The sequence below is a fragment of the Lysobacter sp. yr284 genome, assembly GCF_900107375.1.
Lineage (GTDB): Bacteria > Pseudomonadota > Gammaproteobacteria > Xanthomonadales > Xanthomonadaceae > Lysobacter.
This window is the reverse complement of sequence record NZ_FNPT01000005.1, coordinates 1-19,253: the sequence shown is the minus strand read 5'-3', so window position 1 is coordinate 19,253 and position 19,253 is coordinate 1. Positions and strand designations below refer to the sequence as shown.

Here is a 19,253-nt window from a genome sequence, read left to right as displayed (position 1 = left end):
CGCGCGCGCGGCGTAGATTCCGTCGAGCATGGGCGGGCCGACGCTCTCGGCCGCCATCGACCGACGCCGCGGCGCAGTCTCGCGGCGTACATCGTTCCGGATCAGGGAGAGAACCACGATGTCGCACGATGCCTCGCTTGGCAGCTTCGTTTCCTTCCGCCGCGCTTGTCGCCGTAGCCGGTTCGCCGGCCTGCGCGCCGTGTGCCTGTGCGCCTGGCTGCTGTTCGCCGGCGTCGCTGCGGCCGATCCGGTCGTGGCGCTGCAGGCCGTGCAGCAACTGGAGAGCGATCACAGCGCGATGTACCAGCGCATGCAGGTCGCCTACGGCGCTCACCGTCGCGGCGACGACGCCAGGGCGCGGCAGGCGCTGATGGGCGCGGCCGACTACGCCGTGCGCCTCAGCGGCGGCCTGGCGGAGTTGCGGACGGCCAACCAGGACACCCTGGATCGCGGCCTGTACCGCGATCGCGTGGCGCTGGAGCGGGCTTTGGCCGATATCGCAATCGCCGAGCAGCGCCTGGACCAACTGATCGAGACCCTGCTGGCGGCGACCCAGTATCTGGATCCGACCAGCTTCTACCTGATCAGCAGCGATGCGGCAGCGTTCGACGAGCCCTTCCTCGCCGCGCTCGGCAGCACCCGGCAATCCTGAGCGGGCCCGTCCCGCGCCGGTGCGCGGCGTGGAAATCCGACTCCAGTAACAGTCGTCGCGGCCGGCGCCGGCTACAGTCGCGACAGGGCGCCGCAAGCGCCGGCGTGTGCGATCCGCCGGCGTCATGGGAAAGCGGCGCAGCCACAAGGAGGTGCCATGCCGGCCGGGCCCGCCCCGCAGCAGGCCGGATACGACAAACGATCGCACGCTGTGCGCAGTCCCCCGGCCTGCGCCGATGCGGCGTCTTGCGAATTGCCCGTGCGAATGTCCACGCGAATGCGGGACCGCGGCTTCGGCCCGGTCGCCGCGTCGGCACGCGAGCGCCATTCCACCATCAAGGAGAGATACCCATGGAGATTTCGATCGCCACCGCCACCACCACCACCACCGCCGCCCGCGTCGCACCGCGTCGCCGCATCGGCGCCTTCGCCGCTGCCGCGCGCACCCTCGCACTGACGATGGTGCTGTTGTTCAGCGCCGGCGCCCAGGCCGATCCGGCCGTGGCCCAGAACATCCTGCAGACCATCCGCACTGAACGGCAGGTGTTCGATGTGCATATGCGGATGGTCAACTACTACCTCGACGTCAGCCCGGGCAATGCCCAGATTTCGTTGATGACCGCGCGGATCGACGCGATCCAGATCGGCGCGAAACTGGCCGACCTGCAGGCGCAGAACAAGGATTCGCGCGCCAACGGCCAGTACAACGACCTGCAGGCATTGGAGCGCGCCATCCAGCAAGGCGACGCGGCGCGCAACCGGATCAGGATGGTCGAGAACTATCTGATGATCCTGCAGATGGAGCAGCCGCCGTCGGCGATGACCCGGCAATTGCTCAACGTCCAGCTGCAGATGTTCGAGATGTACATGCGCGAGCTCGAGCTGGCGATGAGCCAAGCGTGATGCGCGCGGCGCGCAGCGGCGCAGGCGCGAACCTGCGCCGCTGCGGCCGCGGCGAACCGGCGGCGGGGCGTGGGACGTCCCGCCGCTTCCCGTGTCCGGACAGCAGTTGGAAGAACAGGAGGCATCCATGTCGTATGCAATCGCAGCGACCGCGCGACTGCGCGGTTGGGTCCGCAGCGCCGGCGTCCGCGCCGTGGTCGCGGCGGCGGCGCTGGCGTTCGCGACCGCGGCTCCGGCCGATCCCGCGGCCGCCGATGCGCTGTTGCAGCAGGCCGGCGACACCCATCAATTGGCCGTCTCCGCCTTGCGGGCGGGCGCGGCGAGCCAGCAGCAAGGCCAGACGGAAATGGCGAAGGAGCATTATCACCAGAGCTACCAGATCGTCGCGGCGTTGTATGGGACGCTCGACGAGCTCGACGCGGCCAACCAGGACACGCTGGCGCGCGGGCTGTACCGCGATCGCGCCGCGCTGGAGCGCGCCATCGCCCTGGGCGCGACCGCGCAGGCGCAGATCCGCGGCAACGTGCTGCCGCCGATCGCCGGCCTGACCGGCGATCCCGATCGCCTGCCGCTTTATCAGCAGGCCCAGCAGGGCCTGATCCGCGTCGCCAGGACCTTGAGCGAGCTGCGCGTGGCGCTGGACGCGTCCTGAGTCGGGCGCGCGTGCCGGCGCGGGCGGGCCGGGTCAGTCCCGCGCCGGCTCGCGCCAGCGCGCCAGGCGCGCATCCAGCAGCGCGGCGACGACTTCGCGCGCGCGCTCGTCGCCGGGGCCGCGCGCGTCGTGGCTGCAGCCCTTGCCGTGGTTGCACGGCGCGCAGGCGAGGGCGAGGTTGCGCGGGTCGTCGGCGTCCTCGCCGACGCGCGCGGTCAGCGCGGCCGCGGCGCGGCGGCCGAACCAGGCGCTGGGCACCACGTGTTCGAGCGAGGTCGAGCCGAGCGCTTCGCCGTTGGCGCGCACCGCCAGTACGCGCCGGCAGTGCAGGCAGCGGCTGCGCCAGGTATCGCCGTCGAGCGTGGCCAGCGCGTCGGTGCGCGCGGCTTGCAGCAGGCGGCGGCGCAGCGCGGAGCGCAACTCAGCGCTCCACGCCGGCAGGGGCGCGGCGGGCCGCGCAGGCCCGCGCCGCGACGGTCGGCGTCCGTGCCGTCATCCTCGCGCTCAGGCCTGGATCACGCCCAGTTCGCGGCCGATCTTGATGAAGGCGTCGATCGCCCGGTCCAGATGCTCGCGGGTGTGCGCGGCGGACATCTGGGTGCGGATGCGCGCCTGGCCCTGCGGCACCACCGGGAAGAAGAAGCCGATCGCGTAGATGCCTTCCTCGAGCAGGCGCTCGGCGAACTTCTGCGCCAGCGGGGCGTCGTACAGCATCACCGGGCTGATCGGATGCACGCCCGGCTTCACGTCGAAACCGGCGGCAGTCATGCGCTCGCGGAAGTAGGCGGTGTTCTGCGCCAGCCGCTCGCGCAGGTCGCCGGCCGCGGCCAGCATCTCGAACGCCTTGATGCCCGCGGCGACCACGTGCGGCGGCAGCGAGTTGGAGAACAGGTAGGGACGCGAGCGCTGGCGCAGTAGCTCGATCACTTCCTTCTTCGCCGTGGTGAAGCCGCCGAGCGCGCCGCCCATGGCCTTGCCGAGGGTGCCGGTGATGATGTCGATCCGGTCCAGCACGCCCTTGACCTCGGCCGAGCCGCGGCCGCTGGCGCCGAGGAAGCCGGTGGCGTGGCATTCGTCGATGTGCACCAGCGCGCCGTATTTTTCCGCTAGCGCGACGATTTCGTCGAGCGGGGCGATGAAGCCGTCCATCGAGAACACGCCGTCGCTGGTGATCAGCTTGGTCTTGCAGCCGGCCGCGTCGGCGGCTTGCAACTGCTTCTCCAGGTCGGCCATGTCGCAGTTGGCGTAGCGGAAGCGCTTGGCCTTGCACAGGCGCACGCCGTCGATGATCGAGGCGTGGTTGAGCGCGTCGGAGATGATCGCATCAGCTTCGCCCAGCAGCGGCTCGAACAATCCGCCGTTGGCGTCGAAGCAGGCGGCGTAGAGGATCGTGTCTTGCGTGCCGAAGAAATCGGCGATGGTCTTTTCCAGCTGCTTGTGCAGGTCCTGGGTGCCGCAGATGAACCGCACCGACGCCATGCCGAAGCCGTGGGTGTCGAGCGCGTCCTTGGCCGCCTGGATGATGTCCGGATGGTCGGCCAGGCCCAGGTAGTTGTTGGCGCAGAAGTTCAGCACCGTGCGTCCGTCTTGCAACTGGATTTCGGCCGACTGCGGGCTGGTGATGATGCGCTCGGACTTGAACAGGCCCGCGGCGCGGATCTCTTCGAGGGTGTCGGCGTAGTGCTGGGTCAGGGAGGCGTCGGACACGGTGCGGTTTCCGGACAGAGGAAAGCCGCCATTCTAGTCCATCGCGCCGGCGCGCCCGTGGCGGCGACGGCCGTTCAGCGGCGCGCAGCGAACCCGGCGCCGAAACGAAAGAAGCGGCCCGCAGGCCGCTTCGTTCGCGCATCCGTACCGATGCGGACGCGCCGCATCGACGCCGGCCCGGTCAGTTCCAGCTCAGCACGACCTTGCCGGCCTTGCCCGCTTCCATCAGGTCGAAGCCCTTCTGGAATTCGTCCACCGGCAGCTGGTGGGTCAGCACCTTGCCGAGCGGGAAGCCCGACAGCACCAGCTGGGTCATCTTGTACCAGGTCTCGTACATCTTGCGGCCGTAGATGCCGTGCAGGGTCAGGCCCTTGAAGATGATCTTGTCCCAGTCGGCGCCGGCGCCCTTGGGCATGATGCCGAGCATGGCGATCTTGCCGCCGTGGTACATGCAGTCGAGCATGTCGTTGAACGCGCGCGGGTTGCCGCTCATTTCCAGGCCGACGTCGAAGCCTTCCATGTGCAGGTCGGACATGACGTCCTTGAGCGACTGGTTGGCGACGTTGACCACCCGGGTCGCGCCCATGTCGGCGGCGAGCTTGAGGCGGAAGTCGTTGACGTCGGTGACCACGACGTTGCGCGCGCCGATGTGCTTGCAGATGCCGGCGGCGATGATGCCGATCGGGCCGGCGCCGGTGATCAGCACGTCCTCGCCGACCACGTCGAACTCCAGCGCGCAGTGCGCGGCGTTGCCGTAGGGATCGAAGAACGCGGCCAGTTCGCTGGGGATCTGGTCCGGGATCGGCCACAGGTTGCTGGCCGGCATGACGATGTATTCGGCGAACGCGCCGTCGCGGTTGACGCCGATGCCGGTGGTGTTCGGGCACAGGTGCTGGCGGCCGGCGCGGCAGTTGCGGCAGTGGCCGCAGACGATGTGGCCTTCGGCCGAGACGCGCTGGCCGACGCGGTAGCCGGTGACGCCGGGGCCGAGTTCGGCGACGCGGCCGACGAACTCGTGGCCGATCACCAGGCCGGGCTTGATCGTGCGCTGGCTCCACTCGTCCCACAAGTAGATGTGCAGGTCGGTGCCGCAGATGGCGGTCTTCTCGAGCTTGACCAGGACCTCGTTGGGGCCTGGGCTGGGCACCGGCACCTGTTCCATCCAGATGCCCTTGCCGGCTTCGCGCTTGACCAGTGCCTTCATCGTTTGCGTCATGGGATTTCGATACCTACAGGGCCGCGGCGGGGCCGGGCGGGACGGGCGGGAATGCAGGGCGCAATTATACGCCCCCGTCGCAGCCGGGCCGCCCGGGCGGGTTTGCCCGCGGCGGGCGGCTTGGCCTATCTTCGCGGCTTCCTTGCCGTACGGAATCACCATGCGCCCCCGTGTGTTAGCCCTGTCCCTGGCGCTGTGCGCCACCGCCGCCCAGGCCGACGAAGGCATGTGGATGCCCTCGCAGTTGCCCGACATCGCCCGCCAGTTGCGCGCGTCCGGATTCAAGGGCGACCCCGCCGATCTGGCCGACCTGACCCGGGCGCCGATGAACGCGGTGGTCAAGGTCGGCGGCGCGACCGGTTCGTTCGTCTCCGGCGACGGCCTGGTGCTGACCAACCACCATGTCGCGTTCGGGGTGATCCAGTACAACTCCAAGCCCGAGCGCGACCTGATCGGCAGCGGCTTCGTCGCCGCCGACCGCGCCGCCGAACTGCCGGCCAACCCGGACTTCCGCGTGCTGGTGACCACCGGCTTCGACAAGGTCACCGAGCGCATCCTGCAGGGCGCGCGCGGCAAGCGCAGCCGCGCCTACTACGACGCCGTGGACAGCGCGAGCAAGACCCTGGTGGCCGAGTGCGAGCGCGAGCCGGGCTATCGCTGCAGCGTCGCCAACATGTACTACGGCAGCGATTTCTATCTGATCCGGCAACTCGAACTGCGCGACATCCGCCTGGTGTACGCGCCGCCGGACAGCATCGGCAACTACGGCGAGGAGATCGACAACTTCGTCTGGCCGCGCCACAGCGGCGATTTCACCTTGCTGCGCGCTTACGTCGGCAAGGACGGCAAGCCCGCCGACTACTCGCCCGACAACGTGCCCTACCAGCCGCCGAGCCACCTGCAGATCGCCACCGATCCGGTGCGCGAGGGCGATTACGCCATGCTCGCCGGCTATCCGGGCACGACCTTCCGCCACCGCATGGCCTCCGAATTCGTCCAGCAGGTGCAGTGGCAGCTGCCGTCGCGGGTGGCCCTGTACGGCGAGATGATCAAGACCATCGACGCGGCCGCGGCCGGTTCGGCCGATGCGCAGGTCAGCTATGCGGCGCAGGTGAAGGGGTTCAAGAACACGCTCAAGCGCGCCCAGGGCGAGCTCGACGGCCTGCGCCGCAGCGACGCGGTGCGGGTGCGCGGCGAGGACGAGAAAGCGATGCTGGCGTGGCTGGACAAGCAGCCCGGCGCGAGTGCGATCCGCGCCGACATCGATGCGGCGCAGAAGGTCCTCGACGCCGGCGCGGCCACGCGCGAGCGCGACCAACTGCTGACCGCGATCCGCACCCAGACCCAATTGCTCAACGCCGCGCTGACCGTGCAGCGCCTGGCCCAGGAGCGCGCCAAGCCCGATGCGCAGCGCGAAACCGGCTACCAGCAGCGCGACGAAGTGCTGATCGCCGGGCGGCTCAAGCAGGTCCAGCGGCGCTACCGCGGGCCGGTGGAAAAGCAAGTGCTGGCCTACCTGCTGCTGCAGTACAAGCGCGCCGCGCAGGGCGCCCTGCGCGTGGCCGAGATCGAACGCGTGTTCCCCGGCGAGGACGAGGCCGCGCTCAAGCGCAGCATCGACGCGGTCTACGCCAGCACCGGCTTGGGCGAGGAAGCCGCGCGCCTGCAGGCGATGCAGGCCGATGCGAAGACGCTGCAGTCCTCCGACGATTCGCTGCTGAAAGCGGCCGCGGCGCTGAGCCCGGCGTTCGCGCGGATCGAGGAAGAGGGCAAGGCGCGCGAAGGCGAACTGCTGCGCCTGCGCCCGGCCTACATGCGCGCGCTGATCGGCTTCCGCCAGTCGCAGGGCCGCGCGGTGTATCCCGACGCCAACTCGACCCTGCGGGTGAGCTTCGGCGCGGTCAGCTCGATGGACCCGCGCGACGGCGTGCGTTATCGCCCGCTGACCACGGTCCAGGGCATCGTCGAGAAGCACACCGGCGCGCGGCCGTTCGACGCGCCGCAGGCGCTGCGCGAGGCCATCGCCAAGGGCGATTTCGGCAGCACCGCCGATCCCGAACTCAAGACCCAGACGGTCGATTTCCTGACCAACCTCGACACCACCGGCGGCAACTCCGGCTCGCCCGTGCTCGACGCCCACGGCCGCCTGATCGGCCTGAATTTCGACAGCAACTGGGAAGCGGTCAGCGCCAGTTGGATGTTCGATCCGCGCTACAAGCGCGCGATCCATGTCGATATGCGCTACCTGCGCTGGCTGCTGGCCAAGGTGTATCCGGCGCCGCATCTGCTCAAGGAAATGCAGTTGCCGGCGCAGTGAGCCGGCGCCCGCTTCCGCCCGGCGCACGGGCGGGGCGGGCGAGACCGCCCGGAACGGGGTATGGTGCGGTTTGGGGGCAGCAAGCAGCAGCCCGGATGTGTCAGGACCAAGGATGAGTCATGGCCGCAAGACTATGGATAGTCGTAGGCGACACCACCTCCAGCGGTGGCCAGGTGGTGTCCGGGTCGCCGTTCACCGACATCGACGGCAAGCCGGTGGCCCGCATCGGCGACAGCGTGGTGTGCGGCCTGCATGGCCCCACGGTCGTCGCCACCGGCGATGCGGCCTTTATCGTCGACGGCCAGCCGCTGGCGCGCGAGCGCGACGGCTGCGCCTGCGGCTGTTTGTTGGTGTCGGTGCGGCAAGTGTCCACGTCGGTCGCGGCCGGCGGCGCCGGGGGCGGTGCCATGGCCGACGGCGGTGGTGTTCGCGTGGCGCCGGACGCCGTCGCTGGGTCCGCGCAAGCGGCGAGCGCGGCCCTCGGCGACGAAGCCGGCCGCTTCGACGAGCAACTGCGCTTCAGTTCGGTCGGCGGCCTGCCGCTGGCGCTGACCCGGTATGCGATCACTCTCGGCGACGGGCAGGTGTTGCAAGGCACCACCGATGAGGACGGCAAGACCGCCCGCATCGTCACCGATCGGGCCCAGGCCGTAATCCAGGCGAAATTCTTTCCGCCCGATCGCATGCGGACCTGCTGCGCCCAGCACGTGGGCGCCTCGGCCCCCAGCGCCACGACGGTCGCGATCGCCGGCGTGCAGACCAATGCCGTCGCCTTGGGAACGTCGCAGGCGCAAGTCACGGTGGAAGGCGAATCGCGCGGGCTGACCGAAGGCGAGCAAAGGCTGGCGCGCAGGATTTTCCAGAACGCCATCGACTGCGACAAGGTCAAGATCCACAACGACGAGTACCTGTGGTTCGGCATGCAGGACGACAAAACGGCGATGACGCCCAATGGCGAGATATGGATGCCGAAGGCGCTGTTTCGCGAGGACTATTCGGCCGAAAGCGAGGGCATGAAGCACCTGTTCGTGCACGAGATGGTGCATGTCTGGCAGTACCAGTTGGGCTATGGCGTCAAGGCGAACGGAATGAAGATCCACGCCTTGTACGAAGCCGACGGACTCGACTACCGCAATGGTTTCCTCAAGAACAAGCCTGTCTCTGCGTACGTATACTCGCTCAAGCCCAGGCAGCAGCTGCCCTTGTTCGCCAAGCCGCAATACGTGCGCAAAGACATGGGATTCGTCGAGGTTTTCGCGGCTCTTTCCGATTTCAACATGGAGCAGCAAGGCGATATCATCGCCGACTATGCGGGCCACAAACGTTACCTCGGGCCCGGCAAGCCCATGAGTGCGAGCGGCCGGGCCATACCGGCCGGCGAACGCACGCGCTGGTTCGAGGCAGTGCTGGCCGGATTCCTGGCGGCGCCTTCCAGCAAGTCTTTGATTCCTTCCACGACCAAGCGGGCGGACGGACGATGGTGAGTTTGCTTCTGGATCGGTTCTTGCGCGCATCGGCCAATTGCGTCCGCGCCCCGTCGGCCGGTCTTGCGATAGCGGCCGCGTTGGCGCTTCCGGCCTGCGCCGCCTCGCGTGCGAACGACGGCGAGGCGATCGTCGAACAGGACGGCGCGTCGGTGTGCTTCCGCGTCGCGACCTTCAAGACCCCTTCGCTGATCGCACCGGCCGCGCAGGACGTCGATCGCGAGCGGGTGGTCGCCAGCGCGATCCGGGTGGGGCGCTACGATGCCAGCGGCTATGTCGCGGTATGGGGCGCCGCCGATCCGGCGGATCAGTTGGGCCGGGGCATCCGGCTGGATCGCAAGGTCCGCTGGTGCTACGGCAAGACGCCCGCCGGCTTCTCGGCGACGCTGGCGGCGCAGCCGCTTTCGGCCGGGCGTTACCGAGTCGAGATCGAAGCGGCCCATATCGCTGAGCCGATCGAACACAGCGAATCGGCCGATTTCGCCAGCGAGTTCTGCCTGGCCGGCCGCGCCGGCGAGCTGCGGCTGATCCCATGCGCTACGGCGGGCAAGCCAGCCTCGCCGTGATGGGCTTCGCTGGATTCGCCTGAGCCGATTGTGTTGCACCGACGTCGGCGGTTTCGTGCCATCTGGTCGCTCGCGCTGCCACGGACCCGTCTGCGGGGCGTCGCCGATGCGGCGCGCTGAATGCGGCGGCTCGCCGCGGCCGCCGGCGGTTGTCCAGGCGGGAAGCGCCGGCGCGTGCCGACTGTGCCGAACCGGGCGACGAATCCGTCCGCCTGCCCGCACCCCCGGATTGCGACCGCCGCCACGCCGGGCGGGGGCGCCGGGCGCCCGGCGTCGTGGCGAGGCCGGCCGCGCCGGGCTAGACTCTCAGGCCGTTTTTCCGTACAGATCAGGGGTATACGCATGCGCTACACGGTTTTGGCCGCCGCCGTCGCGGCAGGAACGCTGGGCTTGGGGCTGTCGGCCCCGGCCGGCGCGGTGGAGGGCATGTGGGTGCCGCAGCAGTTGCCGGAGATCTCCGGCCCGCTGAAGAAGGCCGGGCTCAAGCTCGATCCCAAGCAACTGGCCGACCTCACCGCCGACCCGATGGGCGCGGTGGTCTCGCTCGGCGGCTGCACCGCCAGCTTCGTCTCGCCGCAGGGCCTGGTGGTGACCAACCACCACTGCGCCTACGGCGCGATCCAGCTCAACTCCACCGCGCAGAAGAACCTGATGCGCGACGGCTTCAACGCCGCCACGCCGGGCGATGAAGTCTCCGCCGGCCCGGCCTCGCGCATCTACGCGCTGGACTCGATCCGCGACGTCACCGCCGAAGTGAAGGCCGCCATCGCCGGCGCCGCCACCCCGATCGAGCGCACCCTCGCCGCGCAGGCCGTGGACAAGCGGCTGATCGCGCAGTGCGAAGCCGAGCCGGGCTACAGCTGCGAGATCTACAGCTTCTTCGGCGGCGTCACCTACCGCCTGTTCCGCAACATCGAGATCAAGGACGTGCGCCTGGTCTACGCGCCGCCGGGCAGCATCGGCAACTACGGCGGCGAAGTCGACAACTGGATGTGGCCGCGCCACACCGGCGATTTCTCGTTCTACCGCGCCTACGTCGGCAAGGACGGCAAGCCGGCCGAGTATTCCAAGGACAACGTGCCCTACCAGCCCAAGCACTGGCTGAAGATGGCCGACAAGCCGCTGGGCGAGGGCGACTTCGTGATGGTCGCCGGCTATCCGGGCCGCACCAACCGCTACGCCCTGGCCAGCGAGTTCGAGGCGACCCAGAGCTGGACCTACCCGACCATCGCCCAGCACTACAAGAACCTGGTCGCGCTGGTCGAGCGCACGGCCAAGCAGGACCCGGAGATCGGGGTGAAGTACGCCAGCACCGTGCGCGGCTGGCAGAACACGTTGAAGAACTACGACGGCCAGCTGGAAGGCTTCAAGCGCATCGACGCCGGCGCCAAGAAGCACGCCGACGAGGCCGCGGCGCTGGCCTGGCTGCGCAAGCGCGGCGATGCCGGCAAGCCGGCGCTGGAAGCGCACGCGCAGCTGGAAGCGCTGCAGGCGAAGAAGGCCGATCACCGCGGCCGCGATCTGGTCTATTCGCAGCTGCGCCGCAGCGGCGTCATCGGCGCCGCCGGCACCGTGTACCGCCTCGCGGTCGAGCGCGCCAAGCCCGACGTCGAGCGCGAGCCGGGCTACCAGCAGCGCGACCTGCCGGAGATCAAGGCCGGCCTGGAGCAGATGGACCGCCGCTACGATCCGCGCATGGACCGCGAGCTGCAGGCGTACTGGCTGCGCGAGTACGTCAAGCTGCCGGCCGGCGAGCGCATCGCCGAGCTCGACCGCTGGCTCGGCGGCAACGACGAGAAGGCGATCAAGCGCGCGCTCGACAAGCTGGCCAAGACCAAGCTCGGCTCGCTCAAGGAGCGCGTGGCGCTGCTCGGCGCCGACCGCGCGGCGCTGGACAAGAGCCGCGACCCGGCGATCGAGCTGGCCAAGGCGCTGCTGCCGGCGAGCCTGCGCATGGAGCAGGAAGACAAGACCGCGCTCGGCGAAACCCTGGTGGCGCGTCCGGCCTACCTGCAGGGCGTGATCGACTACCGCAAGAGCCAGAAGCAGGCGGTGTATCCGGACGCCAATTCGACCCTGCGCATCACCTTCGGCAACGTCAAGGCCTACACCAAGCTCGACGGCAGCAAGCAGGCCGCGTTCACCAAGCTCGAGGAAGTCGCGGCCAAGGCCACCGGCGCCGATCCGTTCGATGCGCCCGATTCGCTGCTGGAGGCCATCGCCGACAAGCGCTACGGCGGCCTGGAGGACAAGCGCCTGAAGACGGTGGCGGTGAACTTCCTGTCCGACCTGGACATCACCGGCGGCAACTCGGGTTCGCCGGTGCTCGACGGGCAGGGCAAGCTGGTCGGCCTGGCCTTCGACGGCAACTGGGAGTCGGTCAGCTCGAACTGGGTGTTCGATCCGACCATGACCCGCATGATCGCGGTCGACCAGCGCTATATGCGCTGGATCATGCAGGAGGTCTATCCGGCGCCGCAGGTGCTGCGCGAGCTGGGCGTGGCGCCGAAGGCGGCGAAGAAGAAGTAAGCGCTGCGCAGATCGCGCAACCCGGAACGCCAGCCCTCGGGCTGGCGTTCCGCTTTTGTGGGAGGGGCTTCAGCCCCGATGCCCTGCGCTCAGGTCGCGGTGATCCGAGACAAGAGCATCGGGGCTGAAGCCCCTCCCACAAGAGCGAAAGGCATCGGAGCAAAAACATTCCGACAAGAGTCAGCGTCGCCCGGCCTGCGAGCTAACGAAAATTTTAGTTTTCGCCGCGAGAAAAATTAGCGCAGCGTTAATCGGCGCCGGCGATTTCGTCATCTTGCCGCCGCGATGCTTTTGACAATGGCCTTCACAGTTTTCCTCAGGCTAGACTCGTCCTCCCTCGAACTTCGGGACGTTTGGATGCGATACGCGGTGCTGGCCAGAGCGATGGCGATGACAGGGACGTTGCTCAGCGGCTTGGCCTGGCACGGCGCGGCGCGCGCGGTGGAAGGCATGTGGACGCCGTCGCAGCTGCCCGAACTGGCCTCGGCGCTGAAGCAGTCCGGCGCGCGCGCGAACGCCAAGCAACTGGGGCAATGGGCCGATCCCAAGGGCGACCCGCTCGGCGCGGTGGTGCCGCTGGGCGGTTGCACCGCCAGCTTCGTCTCGTCCAAGGGCCTGCTGCTGACCAACCACCACTGCGCGCTCGGCGCGATCGCGCTCAATTCCACCGGCCAGCGCAACCTGCTGCGCGACGGCTTCAAGACCGGCACCAACAACGAGGAAGTCTCGGCCGGGCCGAACGCGCGCATCTATGTGCTCGACTCGGTCCAGGACGTGACGGCGAAGGTGCAGTCCGCGTTGTCCGCCGCCGCCGATCCGACCGCGCGCATGGCCGCGCTGGACGCGCTGGAAAAGCAGCTGGTGAGCGAATGCGAGCGCACGCCCGGCTACGGCTGCCGGCTGTACAGCTACTTCGGCGGCAACCGTTTCGAGCTGCAGCGCAGCCTGGAGATCCGCGACCTGCGCCTGGTCTACGCGCCGCCCGAGGGCATCGGCAACTTCGGCGGCGAGAACGACAACTGGATGTGGCCGCGCCACACCGGCGATTTCGCTTTCTACCGCGCCTACGTCGGCAAGGACGGGCGGCCGGCGCCGTATGCGATCGACAACATTCCCTTCCAGCCCAAGCGCTGGCTCAAGATCGCCGACAAGCCGCTGGGCGCGGGCGATTTCGTCATGCTCGCCGGGTTTCCCTCGCTGACCAACCGCTACGCCATGGCCGACGATTTCCAGGCCAACGCCGAGTGGACCTATCCGACCGTGGCCGCGCACTACAAGCGGCTGGCCGCGCTGGTCGAGGCCGAGAGCCGCAAGAACCCGCAAACCCAGGCCAAGTACGCGCCGACCGTGCGCGGCTGGCTCGGCGCGGCGAAGAACTACGAAAGCCAGATCGAGAGCTTCCGCCGCGCCGGCACCGCCCAGCTCAAGCGCAACGAGGAAAACGAGCTGCTGGAATGGCTGCGCGGCAAGGGCGCGGCCGGGCAGCCGGCGCTGGAGGCGCACGCGCGCCTGCTGGAACTGGGCAACCAGGCGCGCGCCGAGCGCGACCGCGACCTGGTCCTCGGCCAGCTCGCCGCCACCGGCGCGCTGTGGAACGCGGCCCAGCTGTATCGCGGCGCGATCGAGCGCGCCAAGCCCGACGCGCAGCGCGAAAGCGGCTTCCACGACCGCGACCGCAGCGCCTACGAGAACGGCTTCAAGCAGTTCGACCGCCGCAGCGACGTGCGGGTGGACCGGCAGGTGCTGGGCTATTGGCTGCACGAGTACGTCAAGCTCAGCAAGGAACACCGCGTCGCCGCGATCGACCAATGGCTCGACGGCGACGACGAGAAGGCGATCAAGCGCGCGCTGGACCGCATCGGCAAGTCGCGCCTGCTCGGGGTGGAACAGCGCGCCGGCTGGCTCAACGCCGAGCGCGCCTCGTTCGAGAGCAAGGACGCGCTCAAGGACGGCGCGGTCGGCTTCGCCGTCGCGGCGATGCCGACCCTGCTGCAGATGGAGCAGGAGATCCGCACCCGCGCCGGCGAGACCGTGGCCGCGCGTCCGGTCTACCTCAAGGCGCTGGCGGATTTCCGCAAGAGCGTCGGCCGCATCGCCTATCCCGACGCCAACGGCTCGCTGCGGCTGAGCTACGGCACAGTCGCGGCCTACACCAAGGACAACGGCGCCAAGCAACTGCCGTTCACCCGGGTCGAGGAGATCGCCGCGCGCCACAGCGGCGCCGCGCCGTTCGCCGCGCCGCAGCCGCTGCTCGGCGCGATCGCGGCCAAGCGCTACGGCGCGCTGGCGGACAAGCGCCTGGATTCGGTGCCGGTGAACTTCCTCGCCGACCTGGACATCAGCGGCGGCAATTCCGGCTCGCCGGTGCTCGACGGCCAGGGCAAGCTGGTCGGCATCGCCTTCGACAGCAACTGGGAGTCGGTGAGTTCGAGCTGGCTGTTCGATCCCGCCGCGACCCGCACGATCTCGGTCGACCAGCGCTACATGCGCTGGGTGATGCAGGAAGCGTTCCCGGCGCCGCGGTTGCTGGCCGAAATGGGCGTGCCGGCGTCGGGCAAGTAACGCCGGCGCGAAAACGTCCGCGGCGCGTGGTGCCGCGCCGCGGATCGTTCGTTACATCGATCTCAATCGCGCGGCGGCGGGCAAACCATATGCCCGCTGCTGTACTTGGCCGTGCGTACGCCCGATTCGCTGTAGCTGCCGTCGCAGCTCAGCTCGGCCTGGCCGACCACGTTGCCGGCGGCGTCGTAGTAGAAGTAGAACTCGCCGATTTCGTCCGGACCCGGCGGGCGGGCGAGGGCGGCGGTGGCGACCAGGGCGGCGCTCAGGCCGAGGCCGAGGGCGAAAGACTTGCGCATGACGAACTCCTGTTGACTGTGCGGAAGATGGACGTCCGGCGCGCGGGATGCGGCGCGGACGGTGGCGTGATCTTCGACGCGCGGTGCGCGGCTCGCGTCAAGACGTCGCTCTCGTCGGAGCGGGTCGTGCGCTGCGTGGGTCGGTTCGATCGGGTGTGGCGGTGGTGCGGTGGCACGATGGCGCCGGGCGTTCGCAGTGTCTGCGAATGCCGGACGCGGACGCGCCGGTTACGGTTCCGGATCGCAGATGTAATAGCCGACGCCGTAGTTCTTGGTGAACTTGCCCCAGGCTTCGGGCGTGCCGTCGCAATGGATCGACGATCGGCCGACCACCGCGCCGTTGTCGTCGTAGTACGTGTAGATCTGGCCGGGGCCGGTCGGGCCGATCGCCGCGGCCGCGGCGCCGACCGCGGCCAGCGCCGCCAGGCCGAGCCCCAGGGCGAGTTTGTTGCGCATGGTGAGTTCTCTCGAAGTGCCGGCAGATCGCCGGCGCCACGAAGCTAGGCTTCGCGCTGGGTTTACTCACGTGACATCTAACACCTGATCGTCGCTTTGTGACGATGGTCGTGCGGCGCAGGCGCGCGGCGCGCGCGGGATCGGGAATTGGCCTGCCGCATCGCGGCGCGCGCGCGGGGCCAATGCGTTGCGAACGCGCGGCAACAGTGCAGCGGCGGTCGCGGCCGCCCGATGCGAAGCGGCGAAAACGAAAACGGCGGGGTCGCCCCCGCCGTCGCGTTCGCTGTCCGTGCTCGCCGCGGTCAGATTCCGCAGACCCAGTAGCCCATGTCGTAGTCGTCGGTGACTTCGCCCCACTGGCTGAGGTTGTTTTCGCAGTCGCGCGACTCGCCGCCGACCAGTTCGCCGTTGCGGTAGTAAGCCGCGTACTCGCCGCGGCCGACGAACACCGCCGAGGCGGCGGTGGCGAACAGGGTCAGGCCGAGGCCGAGGGTCAGGACCAGTGTCTTCTTGCTCATGAGGCGCTCCTTGTCGTGATGAGATCGCCGGGCCAAGCCCCGGCGCAGCGCGCCTGCGCAGACGGCGGAGAACGCAGCGACGGCGCGCGCTCGGCGCGATGCCGGGCAGGGCGGTCGGTGCGAACGGTTCGCGCGACGCCTCGTCCTGGCCGATTCCATCCCTGGTCCCCGGCGGCCGTGCCGGCGGCGGCGGCCCTGCGGCTGCTCGCAAGCCAGCTTAGAAACGCTCCGCGCCGGCGCGCAAGGCGCTGCGCACTGGCAAATGCGACAGGCCGCGGCCGTACGTTCGTGCGCGTGCGGGCGCGATGCCGCCGCGGTCACGGGCCGCGCACGCGCCGCTTGCAATGCCCGCGCGGCCTGCCGTAGGCTGCGCGGGCAGTCGCGGATTCCCATGCCAGCCGGCCCCGTCTCCCGACCCGTGTCAGAAAGCCGCCCACAGGCGGCGCCGCCCCAGGCGGTCCCGGTTCCCGGCCCCCGATGGGCCCGCGGCGCCGGCGCACCCCAGGCGATCTTTCCCGCAGTGCCGGCTCGCAAGCGTGTCCTCGTCTGATCCCCTCACGACCTGGAGCTTGCGACGATGAAAGTACTGGCCTGCGATGGCATCCACGAAGACGGCTTGGCCCTGTTCCGCGAGGCGGGCTGGGACGTCGTGGTGTCCGACCCGATCAAGGATCCCGCCGCGCTGACCGAGGCGCTCAAGGGCGTGGACGCAGTGCTGGTGCGCTCGGCGACCAAGGTCCCGGCCGAGGCGCTGGCGCAGGCCGCGAACCTGCGCGTGATCGGCCGCGCCGGCGCCGGCGTGGACACCATCGACGTCGACGCCGCCACCGCGCGCGGCATCGCGGTGATGAACGCGCCCGACGGCAACACCCTGGCCGCGGCCGAACACGCGATCTCGCTGCTGTTCGCGCTGGCCCGCCACATCCCGCGCGCCGACGCCGGCATGAAGGCCGGCGAGTGGCCGAAGAACGGCCTCACCGGTTTCGAACTCGAAGGCAAGAAGCTCGGCGTGATCGGCCTGGGCCGCATCGGCGGCACGGTCGCGCGCAAGGCCCAGGGCATCGGCATGGAAGTGGCCGCGCACGATCCGTTCCTGCCCGCGTCCGCCGCCGGCAAGGGCAGCGTGCCGCTGAAGACGCTGGAAGAACTGCTGGCCTGGGCCGACGTCGTCACCCTGCACATTCCGCGCACCAAGGAAACGACCAACCTGCTGTCGGAAGCGAACATGCGCGCGATGAAGAAAGGCGCGTACCTGGTCAACGCCGCGCGCGGCGGACTGGTCGACGAGGCCGCGTTGCTGGCGCTGATCGAAGAGGGCCATATCGCCGGCGCCGCGCTCGACACCTTCGTCACCGAACCGCTGCCGGCCGATTCGCCGCTGCGCGCGAATCCCAAGCTGATCCTCACCCCGCACCTGGGCGCGTCCACCAGCGAAGCGCAGCAGGCGGTGAGCACGATCCTGGCGCGGCAGATCATCGACTTCGTCGCCACCGGCGCGGTCGCCGGCTGCGTCAACCTGCCGCCGCTGACCGCCGAGGCCGCGCGCGAAGTCGGCCCGTGGATGCCGCTGATGTCGGCGCTGGGCCGCCTCGCCGCGCGCCTGGTGCCGGCGCCCACGCGCCTGGAGATCACCTACGCCGGCCGCACCGAAGCGCTCGACACCCGGCCGCTGTCGCGCCTGCTCGTGGCCGCCTTGCTGGGCACCGCGTCGGGCCGCGTCACCCCGGTCAACGCCTTGCAGGAAGCCGCCGCGCGCGGGCTCATCGTGTCGGAAACCCTCGGCGGCAACGGCGACGGTTTCGACCGCCTGCTCAAGCTGCGGGTGATCGGCGAGAAGCGCACCCGCGAGATCGAGGCCACCTTGCACCGCGGCCCGCGCGTGGTCCGCCTGGACGGCGTGGAGATCGAATTCGACCCGCAGGCGCACGTGCTGCTGCTGCGCAACGAGGACCGCCCCGGCATGATCGGCGTGGTCGGCTCCACCCTCGGCGCGGCCGGCGTCAACATCGTCAACTTCGCTCTCGGCGCGGCCGGCGACGGCCAGGCGCGCGCGGCGATCACGGTCGACCGCCCGGTCAACGACGAGCAACTGGCGGCGCTGCGCGCGACCCCGGGCATCCTCTCGCTGGCGCAGGTGTAAGCGCATGCGCATCCTGCTCGCCCGTCACGGAGAAACCCCCTGGAACGCCGAAGGCCGCTACCAGGGGCAGGAAGACATCGCGCTGTCGCCGGTCGGCGAAACCCAGGCGCGCGCGCTCGGCGCGCGCCTGCGCGAAGTGCCGATCACCCGCGCGGTGGCCTCGCCGCTGTCGCGCGCGCGCCGCACCGCCGAGCTCGCGCTCGGCGACGAGCGCGCGCCGATGCTCAAGCTCGACCCGGGCCTGATGGAGATCGCCCACGGCACCTGGGAAGGCCTGCTCGCCAGCGAAATCCGCGAGCGCGACGGCGACCGCCTGCGCGCCTGGCGCGAGACCCCGCACGAAGTGCTGATGCCCGGCGGCGAATCGATCGTGCACGTACTCGACCGCGCGTGGCCCGCGTTCGCCAAGGCCTGCGAAGGCCTGAAGGACGACGACACCTTGCTAGTGGTCGCCCACGACGCGGTCAACCGGGTGCTGTTGTGCCGGATCCTCGGCATTCCGCTGGCCAAGCTGTGGACGTTCCGGCAGGCGCCGACGACGTTGAACCTGCTCGAAGGCGATCACGTGGACCGGCTGGAGGTGGTGCGGTTGAACGATTGCAGCCATCACACGGCGTTGTTCGGCGAGGCGGTGCATCGGGCGTTGTGAGGGCGTCGGCATGAGGGCGGGATGCGGCTTCGAAGGAGGCCGCGGTCTCGGGTTCCGGTGGGGATAAGGTTTTGTCGCGACTGCCGTGGCGCGGTTGCGGCTTGCGTCGCTGCTATACGGGGCCTGGGGCGGCTTCGTCTTCGATTGCGGGAGTGGGGCGGGCCGGGATCGTGCCAACTCGGTACGGCGCAATCTGGTCGCCGTGATTGCGACTAAAGCCGGAACCCACAAGATCTTGCTGTTGCTGTTGCTGTTGCCGTTGCTCTTCGCCTGGACGCAACCCCACGCAAAGCACACGTCCCGCAGCCCCGGAGGGCGTGCGCATGGATGCGCACGCGCGCCATGGGGCAGGATGCCCCTTATGGCGCGGCCCCGCGCCCGGTGCTGGACCCAGTGGCTCTTGATTCGAAACAGCAATGCCTTTTCTTTGGTTACTTTCTTTGTGGCTTTGGACAAAGAAAGTGACCCGGCCGCTTGCGGACGGAAGCCTTGGATCTTCGCTTGTGCTCACGCGTACGCACACGCAAAGGCCGAGCCCATCGCGGCACGCCCACCTGTAGGAGCGGCGCAAGCCGCGACCGCGCCAGCGCGGCGATTGCGTAAGTTT

General features: G+C 69.5%; 16 protein-coding genes. 10 read left to right on the top strand and 6 right to left on the bottom strand.

What is annotated here, in order from left to right; translation table 11 throughout:
- Positions 1–28: 28 nt before the first annotated feature.
- The 3 genes from BLV01_RS10070 to BLV01_RS10060 all read left to right on the top strand — a co-directional run bounded on the left by BLV01_RS10070 (position 29) and on the right by BLV01_RS10060 (position 2,206).
- Positions 29–652: a hypothetical protein gene (locus tag BLV01_RS10070; RefSeq protein WP_139178598.1), complete on the top strand. Its 624-nt coding sequence runs from the start codon at positions 29–31 to the stop codon at positions 650–652.
- A 350-nt stretch (positions 653–1,002) separates the two neighbouring features.
- Positions 1,003–1,554, top strand: coding sequence for a hypothetical protein (locus tag BLV01_RS10065; protein ID WP_091798352.1), 552 nt, complete (start codon positions 1,003–1,005; stop codon positions 1,552–1,554).
- Positions 1,555–1,681: 127 nt separating this feature from the next.
- Positions 1,682–2,206: a hypothetical protein gene (locus tag BLV01_RS10060; protein ID WP_091798349.1), complete on the top strand. Its 525-nt coding sequence runs from the start codon at positions 1,682–1,684 to the stop codon at positions 2,204–2,206.
- 33 nt (positions 2,207–2,239) lie between these two features.
- On the opposite strand, the gene BLV01_RS10055 is transcribed toward BLV01_RS10060, so the two are convergent.
- The 3 genes from BLV01_RS10055 to tdh all read right to left on the bottom strand — a co-directional run bounded on the left by BLV01_RS10055 (position 2,240) and on the right by tdh (position 5,129).
- Positions 2,240–2,626 (bottom strand): HNH endonuclease, encoded by a 387-nt coding sequence (locus BLV01_RS10055; protein ID WP_091798347.1) that lies wholly within the window; start codon positions 2,624–2,626, stop codon positions 2,240–2,242.
- Between the two features lie 84 nt (positions 2,627–2,710).
- Entirely contained in the window at positions 2,711–3,931 is a 1,221-nt protein-coding gene (gene kbl, locus BLV01_RS10050) for a glycine C-acetyltransferase (RefSeq protein WP_091798341.1), read from the bottom strand.
- A gap of 163 nt (positions 3,932–4,094) precedes the next feature.
- Entirely contained in the window at positions 4,095–5,129 is a 1,035-nt protein-coding gene (tdh, locus tag BLV01_RS10045) for an L-threonine 3-dehydrogenase (protein WP_175485850.1), read from the bottom strand.
- Positions 5,130–5,289: 160 nt separating this feature from the next.
- On the opposite strand from tdh, the gene BLV01_RS10040 reads away from it, so the two are divergent.
- From BLV01_RS10040 to BLV01_RS10020, 5 genes are all read left to right on the top strand, one after another.
- On the top strand, positions 5,290–7,446 hold the full coding sequence (locus BLV01_RS10040; RefSeq protein ID WP_091798336.1) for a S46 family peptidase: 2,157 nt from the start codon (positions 5,290–5,292) through the stop codon (positions 7,444–7,446).
- A 119-nt stretch (positions 7,447–7,565) separates the two neighbouring features.
- Entirely contained in the window at positions 7,566–8,930 is a 1,365-nt protein-coding gene (locus BLV01_RS26605; RefSeq protein WP_091798334.1) for a PAAR domain-containing protein, read from the top strand.
- Positions 8,927–9,496 (top strand): hypothetical protein, encoded by a 570-nt coding sequence (locus BLV01_RS10030; RefSeq protein WP_139178597.1) that lies wholly within the window; start codon positions 8,927–8,929, stop codon positions 9,494–9,496. Before BLV01_RS26605 ends, BLV01_RS10030 begins: the two co-directional genes overlap by 4 nt.
- 426 nt (positions 9,497–9,922) lie before the next feature.
- Positions 9,923–12,025 (top strand): S46 family peptidase, encoded by a 2,103-nt coding sequence (locus BLV01_RS10025; protein WP_175485873.1) that lies wholly within the window; start codon positions 9,923–9,925, stop codon positions 12,023–12,025.
- Between the two features lie 450 nt (positions 12,026–12,475).
- Positions 12,476–14,587 (top strand): S46 family peptidase, encoded by a 2,112-nt coding sequence (locus BLV01_RS10020; RefSeq protein WP_175485872.1) that lies wholly within the window; start codon positions 12,476–12,478, stop codon positions 14,585–14,587.
- 62 nt (positions 14,588–14,649) lie between these two features.
- On the opposite strand, the gene BLV01_RS10015 is transcribed toward BLV01_RS10020, so the two are convergent.
- From BLV01_RS10015 to BLV01_RS10005, 3 genes are all read right to left on the bottom strand, one after another.
- On the bottom strand, positions 14,650–14,883 hold the full coding sequence (locus tag BLV01_RS10015; protein WP_091798323.1) for a DUF6289 family protein: 234 nt from the start codon (positions 14,881–14,883) through the stop codon (positions 14,650–14,652).
- A gap of 228 nt (positions 14,884–15,111) precedes the next feature.
- Positions 15,112–15,339, bottom strand: a complete 228-nt coding sequence (locus BLV01_RS10010) for a DUF6289 family protein (RefSeq protein WP_091798319.1) — start codon at positions 15,337–15,339, stop codon at positions 15,112–15,114.
- 302 nt (positions 15,340–15,641) lie between these two features.
- Positions 15,642–15,857, bottom strand: coding sequence for a hypothetical protein (locus tag BLV01_RS10005; RefSeq protein ID WP_091798314.1), 216 nt, complete (start codon positions 15,855–15,857; stop codon positions 15,642–15,644).
- Positions 15,858–16,434: 577 nt separating this feature from the next.
- On the opposite strand from BLV01_RS10005, the gene serA reads away from it, so the two are divergent.
- Both serA and BLV01_RS09995 read left to right on the top strand, forming a co-directional pair.
- The gene (serA, locus tag BLV01_RS10000) at positions 16,435–17,997 is read left to right on the top strand and encodes a phosphoglycerate dehydrogenase (protein WP_091798308.1); all 1,563 of its coding nucleotides are present in this window, start codon (positions 16,435–16,437) and stop codon (positions 17,995–17,997) included.
- Positions 17,998–18,001: 4 nt separating this feature from the next.
- On the top strand, positions 18,002–18,646 hold the full coding sequence (locus BLV01_RS09995) for a histidine phosphatase family protein (protein WP_091798301.1): 645 nt from the start codon (positions 18,002–18,004) through the stop codon (positions 18,644–18,646).
- Positions 18,647–19,253: the final 607 nt, after the last annotated feature.

Bases quoted from the DNA above. Each gene is read 5' to 3' on its own strand.
- BLV01_RS10070 (WP_139178598.1), top strand. From the start codon at position 29: ATGGGCGGGCCGACGCTCTCGGCCGCCATCGACCGACGCCGCGGCGCA.
- BLV01_RS10065 (WP_091798352.1), top strand. From the start codon at position 1,003: ATGGAGATTTCGATCGCCACCGCCACCACCACCACCACCGCCGCCCGC.
- BLV01_RS10060 (WP_091798349.1), top strand. From the start codon at position 1,682: ATGTCGTATGCAATCGCAGCGACCGCGCGACTGCGCGGTTGGGTCCGC.
- tdh (WP_175485850.1), bottom strand. From the start codon at position 5,129: ATGACGCAAACGATGAAGGCACTGGTCAAGCGCGAAGCCGGCAAGGGC.
- BLV01_RS10040 (WP_091798336.1), top strand. From the start codon at position 5,290: ATGCGCCCCCGTGTGTTAGCCCTGTCCCTGGCGCTGTGCGCCACCGCC.
- BLV01_RS26605 (WP_091798334.1), top strand. From the start codon at position 7,566: ATGGCCGCAAGACTATGGATAGTCGTAGGCGACACCACCTCCAGCGGT.
- BLV01_RS10025 (WP_175485873.1), top strand. From the start codon at position 9,923: ATGTGGGTGCCGCAGCAGTTGCCGGAGATCTCCGGCCCGCTGAAGAAG.
- BLV01_RS10020 (WP_175485872.1), top strand. From the start codon at position 12,476: ATGTGGACGCCGTCGCAGCTGCCCGAACTGGCCTCGGCGCTGAAGCAG.
- BLV01_RS10015 (WP_091798323.1), bottom strand. From the start codon at position 14,883: ATGCGCAAGTCTTTCGCCCTCGGCCTCGGCCTGAGCGCCGCCCTGGTC.
- BLV01_RS10010 (WP_091798319.1), bottom strand. From the start codon at position 15,339: ATGCGCAACAAACTCGCCCTGGGGCTCGGCCTGGCGGCGCTGGCCGCG.
- BLV01_RS10005 (WP_091798314.1), bottom strand. From the start codon at position 15,857: ATGAGCAAGAAGACACTGGTCCTGACCCTCGGCCTCGGCCTGACCCTG.
- serA (WP_091798308.1), top strand. From the start codon at position 16,435: ATGAAAGTACTGGCCTGCGATGGCATCCACGAAGACGGCTTGGCCCTG.
- BLV01_RS09995 (WP_091798301.1), top strand. From the start codon at position 18,002: ATGCGCATCCTGCTCGCCCGTCACGGAGAAACCCCCTGGAACGCCGAA.